Here is a 22105-nt window from a genome sequence, read left to right as displayed (position 1 = left end):
GGAACTACGGAGATGACCGCGGCGGCCGTGCGGGCGGCGCTGGCGGAGGTCGCCGATCCGGCGGACGCGGTGCACCTGCAGCGGTTCTTCAAGACCGGGCCCGGTGAGTACGGCGAGGGCGACGAGTTCATCGGCGTGCGCGTGCCGCAGACCCGGAAGGTGGCGAAGCGGTTTGCGGCACTGCCGCTTTCGGAGATCGACGCGCTGCTCGACAGTCCGGTCCACGAGCATCGGCTGGCGGGCCTGGTCGTCCTCAACGCCGCCATGGCCCGGGCCGTGAAGCCGCGCACCGAAGATCGTGCGGCACAGGAGAAGATCGTCGAGCTGTACCTGGCCGCGGTGCGGCGGGGCCGGGTGAACAACTGGGACCTGGTCGACGTCTCGGCGGAGAACGTGCTGGGTCCCTGGCTGCTGCACCGGCCCCGTGACCTGCTTTTCCAACTGGCGCAGCAGGATTCGCTGTGGGAGCGGCGGGTGGCGCTGCTGACCACCTTCGCCTTCATCAAGGCCGGGGACGCCACCACCACGTTCGAGCTGAGCGAGCGGCTGCTCGCCGACCGCCGCGATCTGATCCAGAAGGCCGTCGGCTGGATGCTGCGCGAGGTGGGCAAGCGTGTGGACCGCGCCCTGCTCACCGGCTTCCTCGACCGGCACGCCGCCGAGTTGGGTCGCACCGCCCTGAGTTACGCCACCGAACACCTGGAACCCGAAGCGCGGCAACATTACCGGAGCCTGCGCTGATGGTCGACGCGAGCGCAGCTCCGGATCGCCGGGACGGCCTCGGTCGCTAGAACTGGATCTTGAGGTGGTCCGTCACCGGGTGGGCCTGGCAGCCCAGGATGTAGCCCGCCTCGATGTCCTCCGGGTCGAGGATCTCGGCGTTGTCCATCTCCACCTTGCCCTCCAGCACGGTGCAGGCGCACGAACCGCACTCGCCCTCCTGGCAGGAGTACGGCACGTCCAGGCCCTTGGACAGCATGATGTCGACCAGGGTCTGCTTGCGCGGCCAGCTCAGATTGTGCGTCTCGCCGTCGAGTTCCACCTCCACGGTGGCCGCATCGGCCTGCTCCTCCTCGCTCACCTCGACCGGCGCCGTATCGGCGAACGGGTCTCCGGCGAGGGAGTTGAAGATCTCGGCGTGCGTCCGGTTGCGCGGGACGCCGAGCTGGGCCAGCGCGTCGTGCACGCGGTCCATGAATGCCTTGGGTCCGCACATGAAGGCGCGGCGGTCGGTGTAGGGCGCGGCGACGGCGGCCAGCGCGTCGACGCTCGGCAGCCCCTGCAGCGTCTCCAGCCAGTGCACGACGACCAATCGCTGCGGATGCTTGTCCGCCAGCTCCCGCAGCTCGTTCGCGAAGATCACCGATTCCGGATCGCGGTTGGCGTAGACGAGCAGGATGCGCCCGCTGCCCCGCGCCAGCGCGGACTTCAGGATCGACATCACCGGCGTGATGCCGCTCCCGGCGGCGAACAGCTGCAGGTCCTCGTCGAGGTCCTTCGGCGTGAAAACCCCTGAGGGCGGCAGCACTTCGAGCTCGTCGCCCGCCTTGACGTTGTCGCACACCCAGTTCGAGGCGTATCCGTCGACGGTCCGCTTGACCGTCACCTTCGGCCGGTCGTCGGTGTGCGGCGAACTCGCCAGCGAGTAACAGCGCGCCACCGAACCGGTGCGGTCGCTGGGGATGCGCAGGGTGAGGAACTGGCCCGGCTGGTAGGTGAACCGCTCGCGCAGCTCCTCGGGCACGTCGAACACCAGCGAGCAGGCATCGCCCGTTTCGGCGATGACCGCGGAAACCCGCAGCACGGCCGATCGTGAGCTGTGCGGTACTTCGACAGTGGTCATGGTGTCCTCTCGGGCCTGGCCGGCGGCGCCGCCGAAACTAGAACGTGTTCTAGTTTCATAGTACGTGGCCATCCCGCTGCCGGACAAGCTGGGCCTCCAACCCGGCGACCAGCACCTCCATGCCGAAGTCGTAGGTGTACTTCCCGCGCAGATCGCCGATGTGGCGCACGGCCCGCGCCACCGCCTCCGGCAACTGCGCATCGGTCAGTGCCGACCGGTCGCGCGGATTCACCCGCGCGCGCCCGAACAGATAGGTGTGAATGGTGGCATAGGCGGCCAGCACATTGCGGTCGTCGAAGCCCGCGTCGAACAGGATCTCCATCACCGCGGCGATCAGATCGAGCTGTTTGCCGAGCATCTGCTCGATGAGGACGTCGCCGAGTCCCGGATGCTTGCGCAGTTTTTCATCGATCTGATCGATGAGATCACGCAGGCGGTGCTGCCACGGCCCGGCCTCCGGGGGTGGTTTCCGTACTCCGGTCAGCGCCGCGGAGGCCACCAGATCGAGGAGTTCGCGTTTATCGGCGACGTAGTAGTAGGGGGCCATCGGCGAGACGCCGAGTTCGCGCGACAACCGGCGCATGGACAGCTTCTCCACGCCGTCCTCGCGCACCACGCGCAGCGCGGCCTCGACGATCTCGGATTCCGACAATGTTTGATTGGCGGTGTTGTTGGCGCCGCCTCCGGGTCTGACGCTCCCGGCGCGTGCCCGGCCCGCGGCGTTCCCCTGCATCCGTCCGACTCCTATGTCACCTCGAGGCAGTTTCCGCGCCCTCGGCGCGTCGGCCATCCATCATCTGCTGTTCGTTCAACCTGCCGATACCACCGCAGTCTAGAACGCGCGTGAAAGCGTCGGCCGGTGTGTGTGCGACGGCACCGCGCGGCGCAGCGCTGCGGTCGCAACACTGCATTAGCCAATGGTGAACTGCGCACTGCCCGAAGGTGTTCTGCATCACCCTCACCGTCGTGATTGCCGATGGATTGCCAGCAACTTCGAGAATTGCTGCCCGGTCGTCGGTCCCGGGGTGCGGCGCGCGGGGCGGTATTCGTATCGAATTCGATCCGTTTTTTTCGACACGGGCTGACCGAATGCCGATCAGCGCATAGCATCCCTGGAATGCGCCATGATCGACTGCCCGACGGGTTCGGGGTACGTATCGATCCTCGGGTGCGCACCTACTCCGGTGGGCGGTTCCTCGTCGGCGGCTCGCCGACGCGGTTGCTGCGACTTGCGCCGGAGGCTGCCGCCCTGATCGGTGATGGGTTTCTCGAGGTGACGGATCCGGCCTCCGCGGGGGTTGCCAGACGGCTGCTCGATTCCGGTGTGGCCAACCCGCGGCCGCGGCTGCTGCCCTCGCCCGAGGATGTCACCGTGGTGATCCCGCACTGCAACGACGCGGCCGGGCTGGAGCGGCTGCTGGGGACGCTGCGCGGGCACAGCGTGGTGGTGGTCGACGACGGCTCGGACCGGCCGGTGCGCATTCCCCGCACGCGCGGCCGCTGCCGGGTGACTGTGCTGCGCCACGACCGCCGACACGGCCCGGCCGCGGCCCGCAATGCCGGGCTGCGCGCGGCGACAACCGAATTCGTGGCCTTCCTCGACTCCGACGTGGTGCCCAAGGCGGGCTGGCTCGAGGTGATGCTGGGGCATTTCAGCGATCCGGAGGTGGCGCTGGTGGCGCCCCGCATCGTCACCCGCGATCCGGATTCCACCGTGCTGAGCCGCTACGAGCAGACCCGTTCGACGCTCGACCACGGCCGCCGGGAGGCCGCGGTGACCTCGCGCGGCGCGGTATCGCACGTGCCGGGCGCGGCGCTGCTGGTGCGACGGCGGGCGCTGCTGGCCGAGGGCGGTTTCGACGAGGAGATGCGGTCGGCGGCCGATATCGATCTGTGCTGGCGGCTGGAGCAGGCCGGGTGGCGGCTGCGCTACGAACCGGCCGCCCATGTCGCCTGCGACCATCCGGTGTCGTTCGGAAAATGGTTCGGGGGCAAGGTGTCCCATGGTGCCGGGGCCGCGCCGCTGGCCCGTCGGCACGCCGGGATGGTGGCGCCGCTGTCGGTACCGTTCTGGTCGGTGGTGGCCACGGCGCTGCTGGCGACCGCCTCCCGGTGGGGTGTGCTGGGCGGCGTGGCCACCCTGGTGGCGGCGCTGGTGCGGTTGCGCCGCGTCTTCGCCGAACTGGACAACCCGACGCGGGTGGCGGCAATTCAGTTGGCGCGCGGCTTCTCCGGCGGCATGTGGCGGATCGTGTCGGCCCTGTGCCGCCACTATTGGCCGGTCACCGTGCTGGCGATGGTGGTCTCGCCGCGCATTCGGCGCCTGGCGTTGACGATGGCGGTCGCCGACGGGCTCGCCGACTGGTTCACCCACCGCGATTCCGGCGGGCTGGATCCGGCGCGATATCTGCTCTGCAAGCGGCTCGACGACCTCGCCTACGGCACCGGACTGTGGTGGGGAGCCGCCCGCGCCCGCAATGTCGCGGCGCTGCGTCCCGCGGTGCCGCCGCATTGACCCGCGGCGCACGCGCCCGTGTGACCTGACGGACAAACGTTCGCCTTCCCCGGCCCGGGTTCCGGGCTGCCGGTACAGTCCGGTACCGGAAAGAAAGGTGAATGGTCAGCAATCTCACCGGTGACGCCGCCCCACAGCACGACGCGCAGCCCGAGGATCGTCTCGGCGCCCTGGAAACCCATGCTGCCCAGGCACATCGACATCTCGCGGCCGGTGGCGAGCACCTGCACCGGCTGCCGGGTCTGCTGCGGCCGCCGATCCTGGACTCCTGGTTGCGCAGCGTGCGCGATGGCGTCGATCCCGCCGGTGATCTCGATGAGCGCGGGCTGCGCGGCGCCGATCTGCGACGCTATCGCGACGGGCATGCGATCTCGGCGGTGCTGCCACTGGTGCACGAGTTGCTGCTGCAGGATGCCGCCCGCGTCGGTGTGGCAGTGGTCGTCGCCGATCAGTACGGCCGGGCCCTCTGGGTGCTCGGCAACCCGCGCCGGGTCGCGGCGGTCGCGGAGTCGGGCCTGCGGGAGGGTGACGACCTCAGCGAGCGGCGCATCGGCGCGAACGCGATCGGGCTGGTGGTGCGCACCGGCCGCGCGACCTGGATCCACGGTCCCGAGCATGTGCTGCATCGGTTGCATCCGATCACGGGAGCGGCTGCGCCCGTCCATGATCCGCGCGGTCGCCTGGTCGGTGTCCTGATGATCGCGGGCGGGATCCGGGTGGCGCGGCCGGAGATCCTGGCGCTGGTGAAGGCGACGGCGACCGCCGCGGAGCTGGAGCTGCGGCTGGCGGCGGTGCGGGCGGTCCCGGCGCCGGATTGCGCTGCGACCGTGGCCGATTCATCCGATACCGGGCGCCTGGGGCTGGAGCTGCTCGGGCTGGGGCAGCCACAGCTGAAGACGCGTGCCGGGCGAATCACGTTGTCGCAGCGGCACGCCGAGATCCTGCTGCTGTTGTCCGAGCATCCCGCGGGCCTGTCGTCCGACCACCTGGCGCTGCTGCTCGACGACGCCGATCTCGGTGGCGCCACCATTCGCGCGGCGATGTCGCGACTGCGCGGGGTGGTCGGGTCGCAGGCGTTGGGTTCGCGCCCGTATCGGCTGCGGGCGACCATCGGCACGGACGTCGCCGCGCTGCGGACGGCGCTGGACGCCGGGGATGTGGCGGCGGCGGTGCGTGCGTATGCCGGGCCGGTGCTGCCGCGGTCCGCCGCGCCGGGCGTGATGGACATCCGCGAGGAGATGCGGGTGCGACTGCGCGCCGCGGTGCTGGGCTCGGGCGATCCGGCCGTGCTGAGCCGCTGGACCGCGGGCCCCGACGGACGCGACGATGCCGCGGCCTGGCTGGCCTACCGCGCCGTGGTGGATCGGGAATCGGAGCTGTACACGCAGATCGAGGCCAAGATCCGGCTGCTGGACCGCCGGGCGGCCGCGGACCCGATCCGGGCGCGGCACTTCGGCGCGTAGGCGGCATTCGTTCCGCGGACTGCCGGGATTGTCGGCCCGGGCGAGTAGGGTGGGCACCGGAGTGGCCGAGTTCGACCTTCAACTACGGCCGTCCCGAGGCATCGTCGGTACCGGTCCCGGGGAAGGTCCGGCACCGACGAGCCGGTTTCTCCGGCCGTCTCCGCGCCTGCCGCCATCTCTCGCCGGGCCATTTATCGTCACTCTGACGAATACAATCGCGATCATGGGCAGTGCTTTTCGCCTGAATGCCGCTGCCGCGGTGGAGTTGGTGGTGCTGACGCTCGGTGCACGCAGGACGACCAACGACACGTTGTGCGCGCTGCTGGTGCAGCGGCTGTTCGCGCCCTATCGCGGAAGGTGGGCACTGCCGGGGGGATTCGTGCAGCAGGACGAGAGCCTGTCCGCGGCCGCGGTGCGGGTGTTGCGGGAGGAGACCGGGATTCGCGCCGACCGGCTGCACCTCGAGCAGCTGGCCACCTACGGCGAACCGGCACGGGATCCGCGCGGACGCGTGATCAGCACCGCCTATCTCGCGCTGGTGCCCAATCTCCCCGCCCCGCACGCCGGGCCCGAGGCGTCCGCGGCCGCGATCTGGTCGGTGGAGCAACTGCTGGCGGACCGCGGACGGGTGGCCTTCGACCATCGCCGGATCCTCGCCGACGGTGTGGAGCGGGCGCGGGCCAAGATCGAGTACACGCCGCTCGCGACCGCCTTCTGCGCCTCCGAATTCACGGTCGCGGAGCTGCGCCGGGTGTACGAGGTGGTGTGGGGGACCAGCATCGACCCGCGCAACTTCCACCGAAAGGTCACCAGCACACCGGGTTTCGTGGAGCCCACCGGCCGGACCACGGTCGGCGGCGGCCGCCCGGCCCAGCTGTTCCGCGCGGGCCCCGCCCGGATCCTGCACCCACCGATGCTGCGCCCCACCTGATTTCGTGTTGTGGTGGGTGGTGGTTACTGCGGATGGGGGCGGCCGAATACGATCGTTTCCATCAGGTTGCTCACCCTGTCCTGGGGACAGATGCGCTCGTTGTTGCCGAATACGCGGCCCAGGTCTACGACCAGGCCGAAGGCCGCCTGCACCAGGATCCGCGCCTGCGCCTCCGATAGCTCCGGCCGCACCTCGATCAGCAACTTCACCCACTCGGCGACGATGAGCCGCTGGATATTGCGCAGCATCGTGCGCTCCTCGGTGCCCACGTGGCCGAATTCGGCGTAGTACACGAAGGTCAGCTCGCGTTCGGCGAACGAGCCCGCGACGTACAGGTCGATCAGCTTGGACAGCGCCTCGGCCGGTGTCCGCGACGAGGTCACCGCGGGCCCGATCGCCCCGGACATCCGATCGGCCGCCCGCCGGAACGCCGCGGCCAGCAGATCGCTCTTGCTGCGGTAGTAGCGGTACACCGCCGAGGCCGCCGACAGCTCGGCGGCCATGGCGATGTCCTCGACGCTCACGTTGGGGTAGCCGCGCGCGTGGAACAGCTCGACGGCCTTCTTGAGCAGCACCTCGTGTTTGAACGACTGCGGGATCTCCACCGCGCGGGGCGGCCGCGGGGATGCCTCCGTCGTGGGCAGGTCGGCGCGGATCACCGCCCACGCCGCCGAATTCAGCACGGCCGTCATGGATTTCACCGGCAGCGTGGCGTGGTGATCGCCGATGCTGCTGGTCACGCTGAACACCGCCACCGCGCGGACCAGGCGGTCCCGGCGCGACAATTCGGGGCGCAGCTCGCCGATCAGGTCGCGCAGGATGGCGACGGCGGAGCCGAACTGGTCGTCGAGCGTGGCGCGGTCGGTCTCGTCGAGGTAGCGACCCTCCCAGCGGACGAGCGCCACGGTCGGGCGATTGGCGATGACATCGGCGATCACCGTGTCGACGACGTGTCCGAGGCGCTGCTCGGGCGTCCATTCCGCGGCCTCGGCGGGCAGCGTGACCGCGGCGACGGTGGCCGCGCCCAGGCGCAGCAGTTCCTCCCGGAACAGCGCGTATTTGCTCGGGTAGTGCCGGTACAGCGCGGCGGAGGAGATGCCGAGCCGGGAGGCGATGTCCTCCATGCTGACGCCGTGATAGCCCAGCGAACCGAACGCGGCCGCCGAGGTGGCCGCGATCTGGGCGCGCCGGTTCTTCGGGCGCCGGCGGATCACCCGCTCCTCCGGTTTTGTTGTCGGCTGTTCTACCTGGTGCGCGGTGCCGCGCTGTCCTCGGCTCACGGTTCTGGCCTGTCTCTCTGAGGCAGCGCGTCGGGCCGGGTTCCGGGAGACACGCTCGGGTTGCGGGACGCCGTCGCGTGCGGTCGGTACGCCGCGGCGCTCCTCGACATTCATGCACGCCATGGTAACGACCAGGCGATTTGCCAGCGGTCTGTGTTACCGCCGGTTTCGGATGACACGTGTGGTATTACGGCTGCGGCGGCAGCAGGGGTGTGTCGATCTTGTTCACCAGCCAGCGGTCACCGCCCTTCTCCAGGCGCATCACCACCGACAGCTGGCCCTTCTGCGGCTGTCCCTTCGTCCCGAGGCTGGTGATGGTCTGTCCCATGACGACGATGGCCTCCGCCGAGGTCTTGTCCGCGCTGCGCAGCGCGCACTGGACGTCGTCGGTCTTCGCGACGACCTCGCCCTTGGCCAGGACGTCGGCGAGATCCCTACTCGTGGTCTCGAACTGCTTCTTCCACTCCCCGGTGGCCCCGGCCTGCACGCCCTTGACGTACTGGTCAAGATTCTTCGCGTCGTAGGTGGACAGCACCGGGCCGTAGGCGCAGGCGGTCTCGCGGGCCTCCCGCTGGGCCGTGAGCAGGTCCTGCTTGTCCCGATCCTGCAGGTAGAAGAAGATGCTCGAGCCGACGGCGGCGGCGAGCGCGAGGGCCGCGGCGGACCGTGCGGCGATCCGCCCGCCGCGCCCGAGGGCGGCCGGGCGGAATCCGGCGAATCGCCCGGAGGCCGTCCCCCGCTCTGCCTCGGCCGCGTCGGCGGAGCCCGAGGTGCTTGCCGAGGAGTCCGCACGGGTGCCGGTGGTGGCGGCGGTCGGGTCCGCTGCGTCGGCGGTCGTGGTGGACGAGCCTGTGGTGGATTCGGTGGTCGTGTCGGCCTTCCGCGCGGAGCTGTCGGCCGTCGGTTCGTCGTTTTCCTTGTCGCTCATGGGTTCTCGCTCCTAGTTGCCGGGGGTGCCCGGAATCGGGCGGGACAGTTCGTCGCCGGTGGCGCCGGGCGGGGCGGTGGTGCCGTTGTCGGGGACGTCGGGCCGCGGGGCGTTCGCCGAACCGCGGACCTGTAGCGCCGGATCCCTTGTGACGCAATAGTTGTAGAGCCGAGTGCGGGTGTCGGTGACCGCGGTGCCGGGTGCCACCGGGATGGTGTCGTACTCGCAGGTCGGGCGGGGGTAGAAGTCGGCGAGGGTGTGGTAGGCGCCGTCGTGGGCGGGCACGCCCAGCGCCTGGATGCCCTGCCGAAGCGACGGGAACAGCGCCTCGATCGCGGGCTGGCGCAGCTTCGCGGCCTTGGTGATGGCCACGAAATTGGTGACCAGGTGGGTCATCGGATCCTGGTTCTCGGCGACGATCCCGCCCAGCGTCGCCAGCTGGCCGGGACCCTGGTCGAGGAATTCGCGCACCTCCCGATCGGCCGCCGTGGCCTGCTGGAACAGCGTGCTCCCGGCGGCGGTGACGGTGCTCAGGTCGGGCTGGGCGTGCGAGGTGGTCTCCGCGATCACCTCCAGGTTCTCGATGAGCTGGCGGGTCTGCGGCAGCAGATCGGTGAGGCCCGCCATGGCGCGGCTGATGCCGGAGATCATGTTGCGCAACCGATCCGGGCCGCCCGCCAGGGCCTTGTCGAGTTCGTCGATGATCACAGTGAGCCGGTCCGGATTCATGCCGCCGATGAACCCGGTGAGGTCGGCGAGCACGTTCTGCATCGGGATGGGCACGCTGGTGCGGGACCGCTCGACGGTCGCGCCCTCGGACAGATACGGGCCGCTGTCGGAGTCCGGCCGGAAATCCAGATACTGCTCGCCCGCCGCCGAGAGCCTGCCGACGTGCACCTTGCCACCGACCGGAATCCTTGCGCCGTCGTCGATCTCGGCGACCGCGGCGATCCCGTCCCCGGAGACCCGGACGTCGGCGACCCTGCCGACCCGCGTCCCCCGGAAGGTGACGTCGTTGTCCGGCAGCAGCCCGCCCGAGTCGGGCAGCTCCACCGTGACGCGGAAGGTGTGCGGAATCGGGTTGAACCGCAACACATACTGCGCGAGATAGCCGGTACCGAGCACCATCACGACGACCAGGCCGATATTGGCGAGGGCGACGCGTCGGCGAACGACCCAGTGCCACAGGGGGATGTTCACCGTTCACCGTCCTGTTCGGGGCCGCCGGGCGGGACGGCGGGCAGCGGCTGCGGCGGGCTGATGACGCGACCGAAGACCTTCTCGAACACCTGCGCCAGGCTGCCGATGAAGGCCGGGACGTCACCGATCTCGGGCCAGCGGCTGCCCTTCGGATCGGAGAGCGCGCCGACGCTGAGGTAGGACACCACGGCCGCGACCGCCAGCCCGGGGCCGCGCAGGCTGGCCATCGCCGAGGGGTACAGCTCGTGCATGTTCAGCAGCGCCTGCGTGAGGTTGTCGCCCATATCGGTGAAGCCCGCCATCAGCTGCTGAATGCTGTCGAACAGGCTGAGGAACTGCGGCCCGCTGGTATCGGTGAAGTCGCCCAGCGCCGCCATGGTCGTCGACACCTTGGCGGTGAGATCCACTATGCGCTGGTTGTTTTCGTTGACCAGTCCGAGCAGCTGCGGGAAAGTGTCGGCCGCGGAGCCCAATTCGGTCTTTCGCCGCGCCAACTCACCCGAGAGCGTGTTCAGTCCCTGCAGGGTGGCATCGATATCGCCCGTGCGCCGATTGAGGGCATCGATGACCGAGGTCATCTCGGTCAGCAGGTGCGACAGCTGCGGCCCGCGCCCGGCGAACATCGAATCCAGCTGCGCGCTGATCTGCGCGGCCTGATTGATGCCGCCGCCGTTGATCAGCATCGATACCGACATCATGAGCTGCTCGACCGAGGCGGCGGTGCCGGTGTGGTCGGTGCCGATGGTGTCGCCCTCGCGCAGCGGCGGGCCCGCCTCCGGCGCCGCGGGCAGCGTCATCGCGACCGACATATCGCCGAGCGGTGTCGCCTGGCGCAGCTCGGCGGTGGTGCCGCGCGGCAGCGAAATATCCTGCCGGATCAGCATTTCCACGTCGGCGATGAAATTCGTCGACGTGATGCCGGTGACGGTGCCGATATCGGTGCCGCCGATGCGGACGTGGGCGTGATCGGGCAGATTCAGGGCGTCTCGGAAGGACGCGTGAATGGTGTAGCCGGGGGCGCCGATGCCGGGCTTGGGCATCGGCAGGTTCTCCACCGTCACCGCGCAGCCGGACGACCCGGCCGTGATCGCTGCGCATACGACGGCGAAACCCGTTCTGCGATAAGAGTATTTCATTGCTGGCTGATCCCCAGGAGTGCGGCGGTGAGTCCGAAGTCGGGCCCCAGATCGGCGATCCGGCCGGTGCGGCAGCCGTCCAGGCGCATCATGACGCGCTCGCAGAAGGTCGACAGCGCCTCGCCGTCGAGCACCGACTTGTCGAGCAGGCCGTGCAGGCGCAGCGCCTGGTGTTCATAGCTGGTGGCATTGGCCAAGTTCTGGAACATCAGCGGGCCGACGTCCACGATCTCGGTGAGATTGCGCGCGTTGGCCCGCATCTGGTCGCTGATCGCGACGAAGCGGTGCAGCGCCCCGGCCAGCTGGTCCCGGTTCTGTCCGACGACGGTGGAGGTGTTGGTGACGAAGTCGTTGAGCTGGGTCAGCACCGCCTGCAGGCCCGGTGCCTGCTCGCCCATCAGGCCGACCAGCTCGGTCAGCCGCCCGCTGAAATCCCGGACGGTCTGGTCGTTCTGGGCGATGACCTGAGTGATCTCGTTCAGTTTGACGATGGTGTTGGAGATCTGGTCCTTGTTGGCGAAGGTGGTCTCGAATGCCGCGGAGAGGGCATCGAGGGTTTCGCGGAGCCTGTCGCCGTTGCCGTCGAGCAGCGGGAACAACACCCGGCTGGCCATCGGTCCGGTGTCGCTGTCGCCCTTCAGCGTGGCGCCGATCTGGTCGAAGGTCTGCAGGATGCGGTCGAGCTCCACTGGAGTCCTGGTGCGCGGCAAGGGAATATGCGCACCCGGCGCCATTGCCGGGCCCGCACCCGAATAGGCCGGTGCGAGTTCGATGTGCCGATTGGTGATCAACTGCGGATTCACGAGCGCCGCAACGGCATCCGCCGGGATCTTGACGCCCTTGTCCAGCAGCATCGTCACCTGGACGTAGCTGCCCTTGGCCTCGATCGACTCGACCCTGCCGACCGGAACGCCCAGCACATCGACCTCGTTGCCGGTGTAGAGCCCGGCCACGTTCTCGAAATCGGCACTGATGCGCGTGTTTTCGCCGAGATACTGATTCGCCGTCGTGCCGAGCGTGCCGGGGAGCAGCGAACAGCCGGAGCCCACGGTCGCGATCGCGCAGATCGCCGCCAGTTTCGTGAGTACGCGGAGCCTTCTCATCACTTGCACCCCTGTACGACCTGCGCGAAGCAGATCCAGTTGTCCGGGAACAGCCCCCACGGCACGTAGACCTCGCCGTACGGACCGTTGCCCAGCACGTTGTTGAACTGCCGCAGCGCCGTCGGCATGATCTCGTAGAGCCGGTCGAGGTTCTCCTTGTTCTTCTCCAGGCCCTCCGACATGGTGTTCAGGTCGCCGATCATCGGACCGAGCTGCTCGTTGTTCTCCAAGCCCATGTCCTGCAACAGTTTCGACAGCGCGGCGACGTTGTCGAGCAGCTGCCGCAGCAGCTCCTGGCGCTGCTGCACCGCGGTGCCGATGGCCTCGCCGCGGGTGAGCAGCATCAGCACGCTGTTCTGGTTGTCCGAGACCAGCTGGGATACCTGGTCCATGCCCTTCAGCAGCGTGTCGACCTCGTCGCGGCGATCGTTGATCACCTTGGCCAGCGCGCCGATGCTGTCGAGCGCCTGCACCGCCAGCTGCGGGGAGGCACCCATCTGCTCGTTCACGGTGTCCAGCGCGCTGCGCAACCGCTGCGGATCGATGCGTTCGATCCGCTCGAAGGACTGCGTGTACTGCGGATCGCGGACGACCTTGCCGAGGTTGTAGGGCACGCTGGTGTGATCGAGCCGAATCCGGTTGTCCGGCAGTCCCTGACCGTTGCCGGGCACCAGGTCGACATGCAGTCGGCCGAGAATGGTGGAGATCTTGATTGCGGCGCGGGCGTCGGGCCCCAGCCTCAGATCCCGGCGCACCTTCAGATCCGCGATCACCTTGGTTCCCTCGAGCCGTACGGCGCGGACCGCGCCCACCTCGATTCCGGACACGTCGACCGTCGCCCCGGCACGCAGGCCCGCCGCCTGGGCGAACTCGGCCTGAATCGTCTTGTCTCCCAGGCGAGCCTGGGTCAGCGCGCTGGAACCGATCAGCAGCGCGAGGACCGCCGCCGAGGCGACCAGACCCAGCCGCAGGTACCGATTGCGCAGGAAGCCGAGGAATTTCGGTAACTTGACGGTGCCCATCACCGGCACACCTCCGAATGCGAATTGCCACCGATCTGGGAGAACAGCCCCGGCGGCAGGAGAACACCCCACAGCGATACGTCGAGGCTGCAGAAGTAGGCGTTGCCGTAGGTTCCGTAGCTTGAGAACCAGGCGATGCGATTGAGCAGGTCGGGCAGCTCCACCGCCGCCCGATCCAGCGAGGCGCCGTTGCCGAGCAGCAGCCCGATACCGGTGGTGGCCCGGTCCTGTGCCTGTGCGACACCGGGTTTCACCTGTCCGATCAGCTCGACCAGGCCGTCGGTGGAGGTGGCGACCTGATCGACCGACGACTTGAGCACCTCGCCCTGCGCGTACAGCCCGTCCATCAGCGAATGTGTCTGGGTGATCAGGGTTTCCAGTTCGCTGCTGCGGTGGGACAGGCCCGAGATCACGCTGCTGAGATTGGAGACCACGTCGCCGAGGATCCGGTCGCGCTGTCCGAAGGTGGTGGCCAGCTGCGCGGCCTGCGTGATCAGCTGCGCCAGCGACACCTGATTGCCCTGCAGGGCCTGAACCAGCGTCTCCGACAGCGAATTCACCTGCGCCGGTTGCAATACGGCGAACAGCGGCTCGAAGCCGGACAGCAGCGCGGAGACATCGAACGACGGCTCGGTGTGGTCGAGGGGGATCTCCCCGCCGTCGCGCAGCGGGGCGCCGGGCTCCTTGCCCGGTCCCAGCGCGATGTAGCGCTGTCCGATCAGGTTCTGATAGCGCACCATGGCCTTGGTCGTGGTGGTCAGGTGCTGATCGGCCTCGATGCGGAAGTCCACCCGGGCCCGGTAACCCTCGGCGAAGTCGATCTTGTCGACCCGGCCCACCCGCACCCCGGCGGCGCGCACATCGTCGCCGACGCGCAGCCCGAGCACATCCGAGAACACCGCCGAATAGCGGTGCGTATCACCGGCGACCGAACGCTGCAGGGTGGAGTAGATGGTGTAGGTGAGCGCGAGGGCGACCACGGCGAACAGGCTGAATCCGATCAGCGCTCTGCCGGATTTCACTGTGCCGCACCTCCTTCCGGTAACTCCGACACCGTCACCGAGCCGCCCGCCAGCGCGGGGCTCAGCAACAGCAGCTGGGCCATGTTCGGCCGACCGCCGACGATCGCCGCGACGGCGTCGGGTCCGCGCAGGGCCGCGGGGCCAGCGCCGGAAGCCGGGATCCCGTGCGCAGCCGGGGCGGTGAGTCCCGGAATCTGTGGCAGGCCCGGAACGGTCGGCAGCAGTGGCGATCCCGGCTGGGCCGCTGGTGGTGCTGGAGGGACGGCGACGGGTGGCACTGTCGGCCGCGGACCCGCCGAATCGAGCCATCGCGGCTCCATCTGCGGCGGAATATGCTGCGGCGGAGCCACTGTCGGAACGCTGGGTCCGCCGCACCGGGGTCCGGCGAGCTCGCCGTAGCGCGGGCAGTCCTCCGCCGTGTATTGCTGGAACGGCGTGAACGACGCGTCCATCGCCCACACCATCTGGCGCTTGGGACCCCAGCGGAAGGTCGTCTTCAGCCGCTGCAGGGCGGTATTGAGATTGGCCGCGGCGAACGGGATGGCCTGCGGATCGCGGGCGAGCCCGCCGAACAGGTCGTCCAGGCCGCCGACCAGGAACTTGCCGGAGTCGGGATTGCGGGCGAACAGTCCGTTCACGGCGTCGACCGCACCGGCTCCCTGGGTCAGCAGCTCGACGAGATTCGCCCGCCGTTCGGTCAGGGTGCGCGCCGTCGTGACCGAATCCGACAGCACGCCCACCAGTTCGGGTGCGGATCGGCTCAACGCCGTGGCCGCGCGGCCCAGATTGCCCAGCAGGTCACCGATCTGAGGGATGTCGTGTACCTGGGTGAGCCAGGTGTCGAGCCGTTCGATCGTGGACCCGGGCACCCGGGCGCCGGGGTCGAGCGCGGCCGAGAGCGTGGCGAGCACGCGGCCGAGCTTCTCGGGCTGAATGTTGTTGAGCACGTTGCGAAGTACGTTCAGCGTGGTCTGCAACTGGATCGTCGCGGCGCCGGTGTCCTCGGCGATCGTGGATCCCGAGCGCAGCGTGCCGGTCGCCGCGCCGTTGTCGACCAGCTCGATCGCGGTCACGCCGAACAGGTTGTTGGGGATGATGCGCGCGGTGACGTTGGCCGGAATCGTCTCGGCGATACCGGGTTTCAACGCGATATCGGCGCGCTGCCGCTCGCCTCGGGCCACCACCGCGACCGAATCGACGGTGCCCACGACCATGCCGCGGAACTTGACGTCGGCGCGGGCGGGCAGGCCGTCGCCGGTGCTGGTCAGCATGGCGGTGACCGGAACCTTGTCGGTGAAGTAGCCGGTATAGCGCAGGAGCAACAGGTACAGCAGCGCGGCGATGGCGAGCAGCATGGCCAGCCCCGCCAGGGTGAGCTGACGGGCGGTCGCGCCGCGGCCACTGGGATCGAGTATCACCGTGCCCCCTACCCCGAGATCCGGAATCCGGGGTCGATTCCCCAGATGGCAAGTGTGAGAAACAGATTGGCGAACACCATGACGACGATCACCATCTTGATGGCCCGCCCCGCCGCCATCCCGACACCCTCCGGACCGCCCGTGGCGATATAGCCGTAGTAGCACTGGATGAACGTCGCCAGCAGCGTGAACACCACGACCTTCAGCAGCGAGTAGAACACGTCCGGCCCGAGCAGGAACTGGAAGAAGTAGTGGTCGTAGGTGCCCGTGCTGGTGCCGCCGAGGAACAGCACCGTGACCTTCGTCATCAGGTAGGCCGCGGCCAGGCCGACGGTGTACAGCGGCACGATCGTGAGCGTGGCGGCGAACATCCGGGTGCTGACCAGGTACGGCAGCGGCCGGATCGCGCAGGATTCGAGGGCGTCGATCTCCTCCGAGATCCGCATCGACCCCAGCTGCGCGGTGAACCGGCACCCCGCCTGGATCGCGAACGCCAGTGTGGCCAGAATCGGGCCGAGTTCGCGGGTGGTGGCGAATCCGGAGATCGCACCGGTGAGCGGGCCCATGGTGAGCAGGTTCAGCGCGGTGAACGACTCCATCCCGACGATGATTCCGCCGAAACTGCACAGCACGAACACCACGCCGACGGTGCCACCGCCGACGATCAGCGAGCCGTTGCCCCAGCTCACATCCGCCACGAGCCGGGCCACCTCGCGCCGATAATGCCTGAGCGCGAAGGGAATCGCGATCAGCGCCTGAAAGAACGTGACGGCCTGGTGGCCGAGGCGCTGATTGGCGTGGATCGGCACCAGCGCCGCGGTGCCCGCCGCCCGCAGCGGCCGCGCGGCCGGGGGAGTGTAGGTACTGGCCACCTCACACCACCTTCGTCGGGAAGAACGTGTTGGACAGCTGGGTGAGGATGATGTTGGTGGCGAACAGCATCAGCGCCGAGCTGACCACCGCGGAGTTGACCGAATTGGCCACGCCCGCGGGGCCGCCGTGGGTGTGCAGCCCGATATCGCAGGCGATGATCGCCGTCAGCACCCCGAAGATCGCCGCCTTGGCCAGCGCTATCAGCAGGTCGGTGGCGACCGCGAAGGAGGCGAACGACCCGATGAACGAGCCCGGCGTGCCGGACTGCGCGTAGACGTTGAACATGTAGGCCGTCGCGAAGCCGACGAAGACGATGAAACCGCACAGCAGCATGCTCACCAGTACCGCCGCCGCCAGGCGCGGCGCGACCAGCCGGCGCACCGGGTCGACGCTCATCACCATCATGGCGTCGATCTCCTCCCGGATGGTGCGCGAACCCAGATCGGCGGTGATCGCCGAGCCGACCGCACCGGCGATCATGAGTGCCGACACCAGCGGCGCGCCCTGGCGGATGATGCCCAGCCCCGCCACCGCGCCGATGAATGTCGTTGCGCCGACCTGGTTCACGAGCGCGCCCACCTGGATGGAGACCACCACCGCGATGGGGATGGCGACGAAAACCGTCGGCGCGGCGGACACATTCGCCATGAACGCGCTCTGCTTGATGAACTCTCGATACGGAAACCGCCGTCGGACCAGGGAAACGAGCAACTGCGCGAACGCGTTGCGGCCGAGCGCGACCTGCCGTCCCAGGGTCTCCAGGGAGCGCTGCGGGTGCCGCCGCCACAGACCCGTGGCGATCTCGGTGAGCCGCCGCAGCTCGCCCTCGTCGTAGGTCTTCCAGGGCGCCGGGCGTGGGGCTCGGTCGGGGGTTCGAGTCGATGTCACCTGCCACCGATCCTTTCTTGGTGTCCGGACCGGTCAGGCCAGGGTGGTGAGCCAGTGGTCCAGCAGGACCAGCAGGAGCCCGAGGATCGCGATGCCCGCGGCGAGCAGGCTGAGAAACGCGAGCCAAAGGCCAAGTCGCAGCACGGGATTCACTTCCATCCGCCCACCGAGGATCTTGACGACGATCACCAGGACGTCGATGAGCCACACCAGCGCCATCATCAGGTCATGCACACATTCGAGAAGGTGAGCACCGGCCAGCACACGATGGATCCGAGGAACGAGATCACGACGTCGATGCCGTGCAGGTTCTTCAGGTGCGAGGTGTGCGTGAGGGTCCAGACGACCCCGACGATGCCGTAGGGGATGCCGAGGATGATCAGCGTGCCGAGGAACTCGGAGAACTTCATCTCGTAGCTGAGTAGTCGGTCCAACCGTTTGAGCATGGTGGCTCGGTCCTTTCGCGTACCTGCGCCACCGGTCCTTTGCGGGACAGCGGTGACCGCGGGTCAGTATGTTACTGATGATTCTTCATCGTGTGGAGGGTTTCGAGAAACTTGGCAGACCTCTGGTTCGGGTTCTGTCAGTGCGTCAACGAGTCCTCCCGCCCGTGGCGCCGATGCTCTAAGTTATGGGCAATTTCCCTCTGAAGCGACCATGCGGAGGAGAATCGTGAGTAACATAGCGAGCAGTCGAGCGGAGTGTCGAGAAAGGACTCCTATGACCGCGACAACGCAGCCGAGCCTCCCCCCGTTGACCCTCGAGCAGGTTCGCATCCGGATTCCGGACACCTACCGGTCGCCGCGCAGGCGCCCGGCGCAGCTGCCGGACGCGCTCGATTTCTGGATGTTCTCCGGCGCCGCGGCGAATGTGGCCATGCAATTCGCCCATCCCGGGGTGGCCGCCGGTGTCATGGAGAGCACCGTCGAATCCGGTGCGCTGATGGTGCATCCGTGGAAGCGGCTGCGGACCACGGCGTCGTATCTGGCGGTCGCCATCCTCGGGACCCCGCAGGAGCGGGCGGAGTTTCGCGAGGCCGTCGACGTCGCGCATCGGCAGGTGCGGTCGGGGCCGGACTCCAAGGTCAAGTACAACGCCTTCGACCGGAACCTGCAGCTGTATGTGGCCGCGGCCATCTACATCGGGTTCGAGGATTCCCATCAGCTGTTGCACGGCAAGATGAGCCCGCAGGAGCGGGAGGCCTTCTATCAGGGCGCCGACACGTTCGGGACCACCCTGCAGGTGCACCCGGACATGTGGCCGCAGACCGTGGCCGACTTCGACGAATACTGGCTGGCGGCCTGCAGGCAGGTGGTCTGCGACGACGACTTCCGTGCCTACATCGACGACCTGTTGCACCTGCGGATGATCAACTGGCCGATGCGGCTGCTCTTCGGAGGTCTGCTGCAGTTCCTGACGGCCGGATTCCTACCGCCGCACTTTCGCGAGCAGATGGGTGTGGAGTGGTCCGCGGCCGATCAGCGCCGGTTCGAGCATCTGTTCCTGTTCGTCGGATTCGTGAATCGGTTCATACCCAAGTTCATCCGGTTCGCCGGGACCAAGGCGATGATGCGGGATGTGCAGCGCCGGATGCGGAAACAGAAGGCGCTCATCTGATTTCGTACCTCCGCACGGTCGCTGCGGCGCGGCCGGGCCGAGGTGCGGTATCGAAATCGCATCGGTTCGTGTCGATTGCCTGGTTCGGTGCAGGATGCGCGCCGTAGGCTGCGCTGCGAACCTCACACACCCCCGAACGGAGTACCGATGCGCACGGTGGACCTGGAACGCACCATCCAGGCGCCCGTCGCCGACGTGTTCGACTGGCTCACCGATGCCACCAACTTTCAGCGGGCGCTCATGGTTCGGCGGGTCACCCTGGTGCGCCCGGGCGATGTTTCCGAGCACGGGACCGGGGCCGTGCGGCTGCTGGTCACGCCGTTGCTGCGCGTCACCGAGGAGATCGTCGAATACGATCCGCCGAAGCTGCTGCGGTACCGGGCGCTGTCGACCTTCCCGCCGATGCGCTCGCAGGACGGCACCCTGACCTTCGAGGAGGCCGGGGGCGGGACCCGCGTGCGGTGGCACGCGCAATTCGAGGTCGCCGCACCGATGTTCTCGGATCTCTACACCCTCACGTTCGCGCCGCTGGTGGTGCTCGGCATCCGCTCCGTGCTGGCGACCGCCGATCGCGAACTGCGCCGCTAGCCCGAACCCGTTGGGCTACATCAGCTTTCGTGCGAAGTAGGTGTAGCGCAGGGCGGTGATCGTGGATTGTTCGTCGATCGTGGTGCTGCCGCGGTGACCACCGACGGACGGCTCGTAGAACAGGTACGGCGAACCCAGCGAGGCCAGCTTTGCCGCGAACTTGCGGGCGTGCTGGGGGCCGACCCGGTCGTCCTTGGTGGTCGTCCAGACGAACGGTTCCGGGTATCGCACATCCTTCTTCAGCTGGTGATACGGCGAGATGGATGCGAGGAAGGCGCGCTCGTCGGGGTTGGCGACGCTGCCGTATTCGCCCGTCCACGAGGCACCGGCGGCGATCTGCTCGTACCGCAGCATGTCCAGCAGCGGGACGCCGATGTCGACCGCATTCCACAGCTCCGGGTGCTGGGTGAACTCGACGCCCATGAGCAGGCCGCCGTTGGAGGCGCCCGTGATGCCCAGGCGCTGCGGTGTGGTGATCTTGCGGGTGACGAGATCGGTTCCCACGGCGGCGAAGTCGTCGAAGGCGCGCTGGCGGTGGGTCTTCAGCGCCGCCTCGTGCCAGGCCGGGCCGAACTCACCGCCGCCACGAATATTGGCCAGGGCGAGCACACCGCCGCGGTCGAGCCACAGCTTGCCGAGGGTGCCGTCGTAGTGCGGTGTCTGGGCGGCGCCGAAGCCGCCGTAGGCCGTCAGGACGGTGGGGTTGGTGCCGTCGAGCCTCATGTCGGCGCGATGGACGACGAAGTACGGGACGGACGTGCCGTCGGGGGAGGCTGCGTGCTGCTGTTCGACCACGTACGGGGACGGATCGAATTGCGGGGGCGAGCTTTTCGCGGCATTGGCCTGTGCAGTGGTGGTGTCCAGGCGCCACAGGGCCGGTGGGTTCAGGAAGGACTCGACCTTCAGGTAGGCGAGGGCGCCGTGGCTGTCGGTGGCCTCCGTGCCGATCGAGGCGTTGTCCGGCAGCGATACCGGCGCGGAGTGCCAGCCGCCGTCCGGCTGCGGGCGGTACACCGCGACCCTGGCGCGCACATCGTGCAGCGAGGTGACGACGACACCGTCGCGGGTGGTCGAGACGTCCTGCAGGCTGTCCTGCGGGCCCGGGGTGTAGACCGCGGTGGCCTGTAGCCGCTGCGGATCCCTCGCGATGGCCTCGGCATCCAGCGAGACCAGCGATCCCGCAGGGAAATTCGCGCCGCCGGTCGCCCACGGCTGATCCAGCTGAACCAGCAGGCGGTTGCCGACCAGGCCGACGGGGGTGGACTTCTCGGGGAGGGCGAGCGGGCGGCTCGTGTCGGCGACGAGACTGTACTGATGGTCGAAGAACGTCCGGGCGCGGGCCACCAGTGCCAGGCGGTGGCCGTCGCCGTCGGCGAGCACCATCGGTGCCGCCCGCATATCGGACTTGTCGCCGCGGGTGATCTCGGTGGCCTCGCCGAGGGCCTGGCCGCGGTGCCAGCTCTTGACGATGTACGGGTAGCCCGAGGTGGTCAGCTCGCCCGGCTGCCATTCCCGCGACACCAGCACCGTATTGTCGTCGACCCAGTTCACGAGCTGTTTGCCGCGCGGCAGCACGAACCCGTCGGAGACGAACTGCATTGTGCGCGTGTCGAATTCGCGGAAGGTGGAGGCGTCCTCGCCGCCCTCGGACAGCGAGATCAGGCAGTGCGACTCCGTGACGGGTGAACAGCCGACGCCCTGCCACACCCAGTCCTTGCCCTCGGACTTCGCGAGCGCGTCGAGATCCAGCACGGTGACCCACTGCGGCTGGGCCGCCTCGTAATCGGCGACCGTGGTCTTGCGCCAGATGCCGCGGCTGTGCTCGCCGTCCTGCCAGAAGTTGTAGACCTCGCCGTCGATGATCGTCGGTTCCGGCAGGCGATCCGGGGACTTGCCGACCTGCTGGGCGCCCTCCAGATTCGCCGCGTACCGCGGATCCTGTTGCAGCACACCGAGAGTCTTGGCGTTCTCCGAGTCGACCCAGGCGGTGGACCGGGGGCTGTCGACCTCCTCCAGCCAGCGGAACTCGTCTTCGGGGGCGGAACTACCGCATGCGGTCAGCAGGGCCGCGGCCACAATCGGTGCGGCCCACCGTGCGATGCTCGTGCTGCGCCCAGCCATACGCCCTCCCCAAGATCAGCCGACCTGTCGAGTAAACCACGGTGCGGTGACAAGTGGACGGCAACGGGGCCCGGGGGGGGGGGCCGGGGCCCCCCCCCCCGCCCCGCCCGGCGCCCCCCCCGCGCGCAGGGCGGCGGCCCGCTCGATGGCGGGGCCG

General features: G+C 68.6%; 21 protein-coding genes. 6 read left to right on the top strand and 15 right to left on the bottom strand.

Features of this window, described 5'->3' with window-relative positions; all coding sequences use genetic code 11:
* Window positions 1–12: 12 nt before the first annotated feature.
* Window positions 13–741, top strand: a complete 729-nt coding sequence (locus QH290_RS35920) for a DNA alkylation repair protein (protein WP_280267688.1) — start codon at window positions 13–15, stop codon at window positions 739–741.
* Window positions 742–787: 46 nt separating this feature from the next.
* Here QH290_RS35920 and QH290_RS35915 read toward each other — a convergent pair whose 3' ends face one another.
* Entirely contained in the window at window positions 788–1843 is a 1056-nt protein-coding gene (locus QH290_RS35915; protein ID WP_280387845.1) for a 2Fe-2S iron-sulfur cluster-binding protein, read from the bottom strand.
* 55 nt (window positions 1844–1898) lie between these two features.
* Window positions 1899–2576 (bottom strand): mycofactocin system transcriptional regulator MftR2, encoded by a 678-nt coding sequence (gene mftR2, locus QH290_RS35910; protein WP_280267679.1) that lies wholly within the window; start codon window positions 2574–2576, stop codon window positions 1899–1901.
* Window positions 2577–2960: 384 nt separating this feature from the next.
* Between mftR2 and mftF the strand changes: the two genes are divergently transcribed.
* The 3 genes from mftF (at window position 2961) to QH290_RS35895 (ending at window position 6752) form a co-directional block, all read left to right on the top strand.
* Window positions 2961–4358: a mycofactocin biosynthesis glycosyltransferase MftF gene (gene mftF / locus QH290_RS35905; RefSeq protein ID WP_280267678.1), complete on the top strand. Its 1398-nt coding sequence runs from the start codon at window positions 2961–2963 to the stop codon at window positions 4356–4358.
* A 101-nt stretch (window positions 4359–4459) separates the two neighbouring features.
* Complete coding sequence (locus QH290_RS35900) at window positions 4460–5821, top strand: GAF domain-containing protein (RefSeq protein WP_280267675.1); 1362 nt, start codon at window positions 4460–4462, stop codon at window positions 5819–5821.
* 223 nt (window positions 5822–6044) lie between these two features.
* On the top strand, window positions 6045–6752 hold the full coding sequence (locus QH290_RS35895) for an NUDIX hydrolase (protein ID WP_280265012.1): 708 nt from the start codon (window positions 6045–6047) through the stop codon (window positions 6750–6752).
* 23 nt (window positions 6753–6775) lie between these two features.
* Here QH290_RS35895 and QH290_RS35890 read toward each other — a convergent pair whose 3' ends face one another.
* The 12 genes from QH290_RS35890 to QH290_RS35835 all read right to left on the bottom strand — a co-directional run bounded on the left by QH290_RS35890 (window position 6776) and on the right by QH290_RS35835 (window position 18068).
* Complete coding sequence (locus QH290_RS35890; RefSeq protein WP_280265013.1) at window positions 6776–8032, bottom strand: TetR/AcrR family transcriptional regulator; 1257 nt, start codon at window positions 8030–8032, stop codon at window positions 6776–6778.
* Between the two features lie 187 nt (window positions 8033–8219).
* Window positions 8220–8960, bottom strand: coding sequence for a hypothetical protein (locus tag QH290_RS35885; RefSeq protein WP_280265014.1), 741 nt, complete (start codon window positions 8958–8960; stop codon window positions 8220–8222).
* Window positions 8961–8972: 12 nt separating this feature from the next.
* Complete coding sequence (locus QH290_RS35880) at window positions 8973–10160, bottom strand: MCE family protein (RefSeq protein ID WP_280265015.1); 1188 nt, start codon at window positions 10158–10160, stop codon at window positions 8973–8975.
* Window positions 10157–11296, bottom strand: a complete 1140-nt coding sequence (locus QH290_RS35875; protein WP_280265016.1) for an MCE family protein — start codon at window positions 11294–11296, stop codon at window positions 10157–10159. Before QH290_RS35875 ends, QH290_RS35880 begins: the two co-directional genes overlap by 4 nt.
* Window positions 11293–12399 (bottom strand): MCE family protein, encoded by a 1107-nt coding sequence (locus tag QH290_RS35870; protein WP_280265017.1) that lies wholly within the window; start codon window positions 12397–12399, stop codon window positions 11293–11295. Before QH290_RS35870 ends, QH290_RS35875 begins: the two co-directional genes overlap by 4 nt.
* Window positions 12399–13421: an MCE family protein gene (locus QH290_RS35865; protein WP_280265018.1), complete on the bottom strand. Its 1023-nt coding sequence runs from the start codon at window positions 13419–13421 to the stop codon at window positions 12399–12401. The genes QH290_RS35870 and QH290_RS35865 overlap by 1 nt, the downstream gene beginning before the upstream one ends.
* On the bottom strand, window positions 13421–14443 hold the full coding sequence (locus QH290_RS35860) for an MlaD family protein (protein WP_280265019.1): 1023 nt from the start codon (window positions 14441–14443) through the stop codon (window positions 13421–13423). Before QH290_RS35860 ends, QH290_RS35865 begins: the two co-directional genes overlap by 1 nt.
* Window positions 14440–15861 (bottom strand): MlaD family protein, encoded by a 1422-nt coding sequence (locus QH290_RS35855; RefSeq protein ID WP_280387843.1) that lies wholly within the window; start codon window positions 15859–15861, stop codon window positions 14440–14442. The genes QH290_RS35860 and QH290_RS35855 overlap by 4 nt, the downstream gene beginning before the upstream one ends.
* Window positions 15862–15869: 8 nt before the next feature.
* Entirely contained in the window at window positions 15870–16733 is an 864-nt protein-coding gene (locus tag QH290_RS35850) for an ABC transporter permease (protein ID WP_280265021.1), read from the bottom strand.
* Window position 16734: 1 nt separating this feature from the next.
* Window positions 16735–17553, bottom strand: coding sequence for an MlaE family ABC transporter permease (locus tag QH290_RS35845; RefSeq protein WP_280265026.1), 819 nt, complete (start codon window positions 17551–17553; stop codon window positions 16735–16737).
* 102 nt (window positions 17554–17655) lie between these two features.
* On the bottom strand, window positions 17656–17844 hold the full coding sequence (locus QH290_RS35840) for a hypothetical protein (RefSeq protein WP_280265022.1): 189 nt from the start codon (window positions 17842–17844) through the stop codon (window positions 17656–17658).
* The gene (locus QH290_RS35835) at window positions 17844–18068 is read right to left on the bottom strand and encodes a hypothetical protein (protein ID WP_068015142.1); all 225 of its coding nucleotides are present in this window, start codon (window positions 18066–18068) and stop codon (window positions 17844–17846) included. Before QH290_RS35835 ends, QH290_RS35840 begins: the two co-directional genes overlap by 1 nt.
* 274 nt (window positions 18069–18342) lie before the next feature.
* Here QH290_RS35835 and QH290_RS35830 point away from each other — a divergent pair, with 274 nt between their 5' ends.
* Entirely contained in the window at window positions 18343–19239 is an 897-nt protein-coding gene (locus QH290_RS35830; RefSeq protein ID WP_280265023.1) for an oxygenase MpaB family protein, read from the top strand.
* A 147-nt stretch (window positions 19240–19386) separates the two neighbouring features.
* A complete protein-coding gene (locus QH290_RS35825) occupies window positions 19387–19827 on the top strand; it encodes an SRPBCC family protein (RefSeq protein WP_280265024.1) in 441 nt (146 codons plus the stop codon).
* 15 nt (window positions 19828–19842) lie between these two features.
* Here the strand turns inward: QH290_RS35825 and QH290_RS35820 are convergent, their stop codons facing one another.
* Window positions 19843–21948: a prolyl oligopeptidase family serine peptidase gene (locus QH290_RS35820; RefSeq protein WP_280265025.1), complete on the bottom strand. Its 2106-nt coding sequence runs from the start codon at window positions 21946–21948 to the stop codon at window positions 19843–19845.
* Window positions 21949–22105: the final 157 nt, after the last annotated feature.

Origin of the sequence: Nocardia wallacei (genome assembly GCF_029869545.1) — a bacterium.
GTDB lineage: Bacteria > Actinomycetota > Actinomycetes > Mycobacteriales > Mycobacteriaceae > Nocardia > Nocardia wallacei_A.
This window is presented reverse-complemented; position numbering and strand designations above follow the sequence as displayed.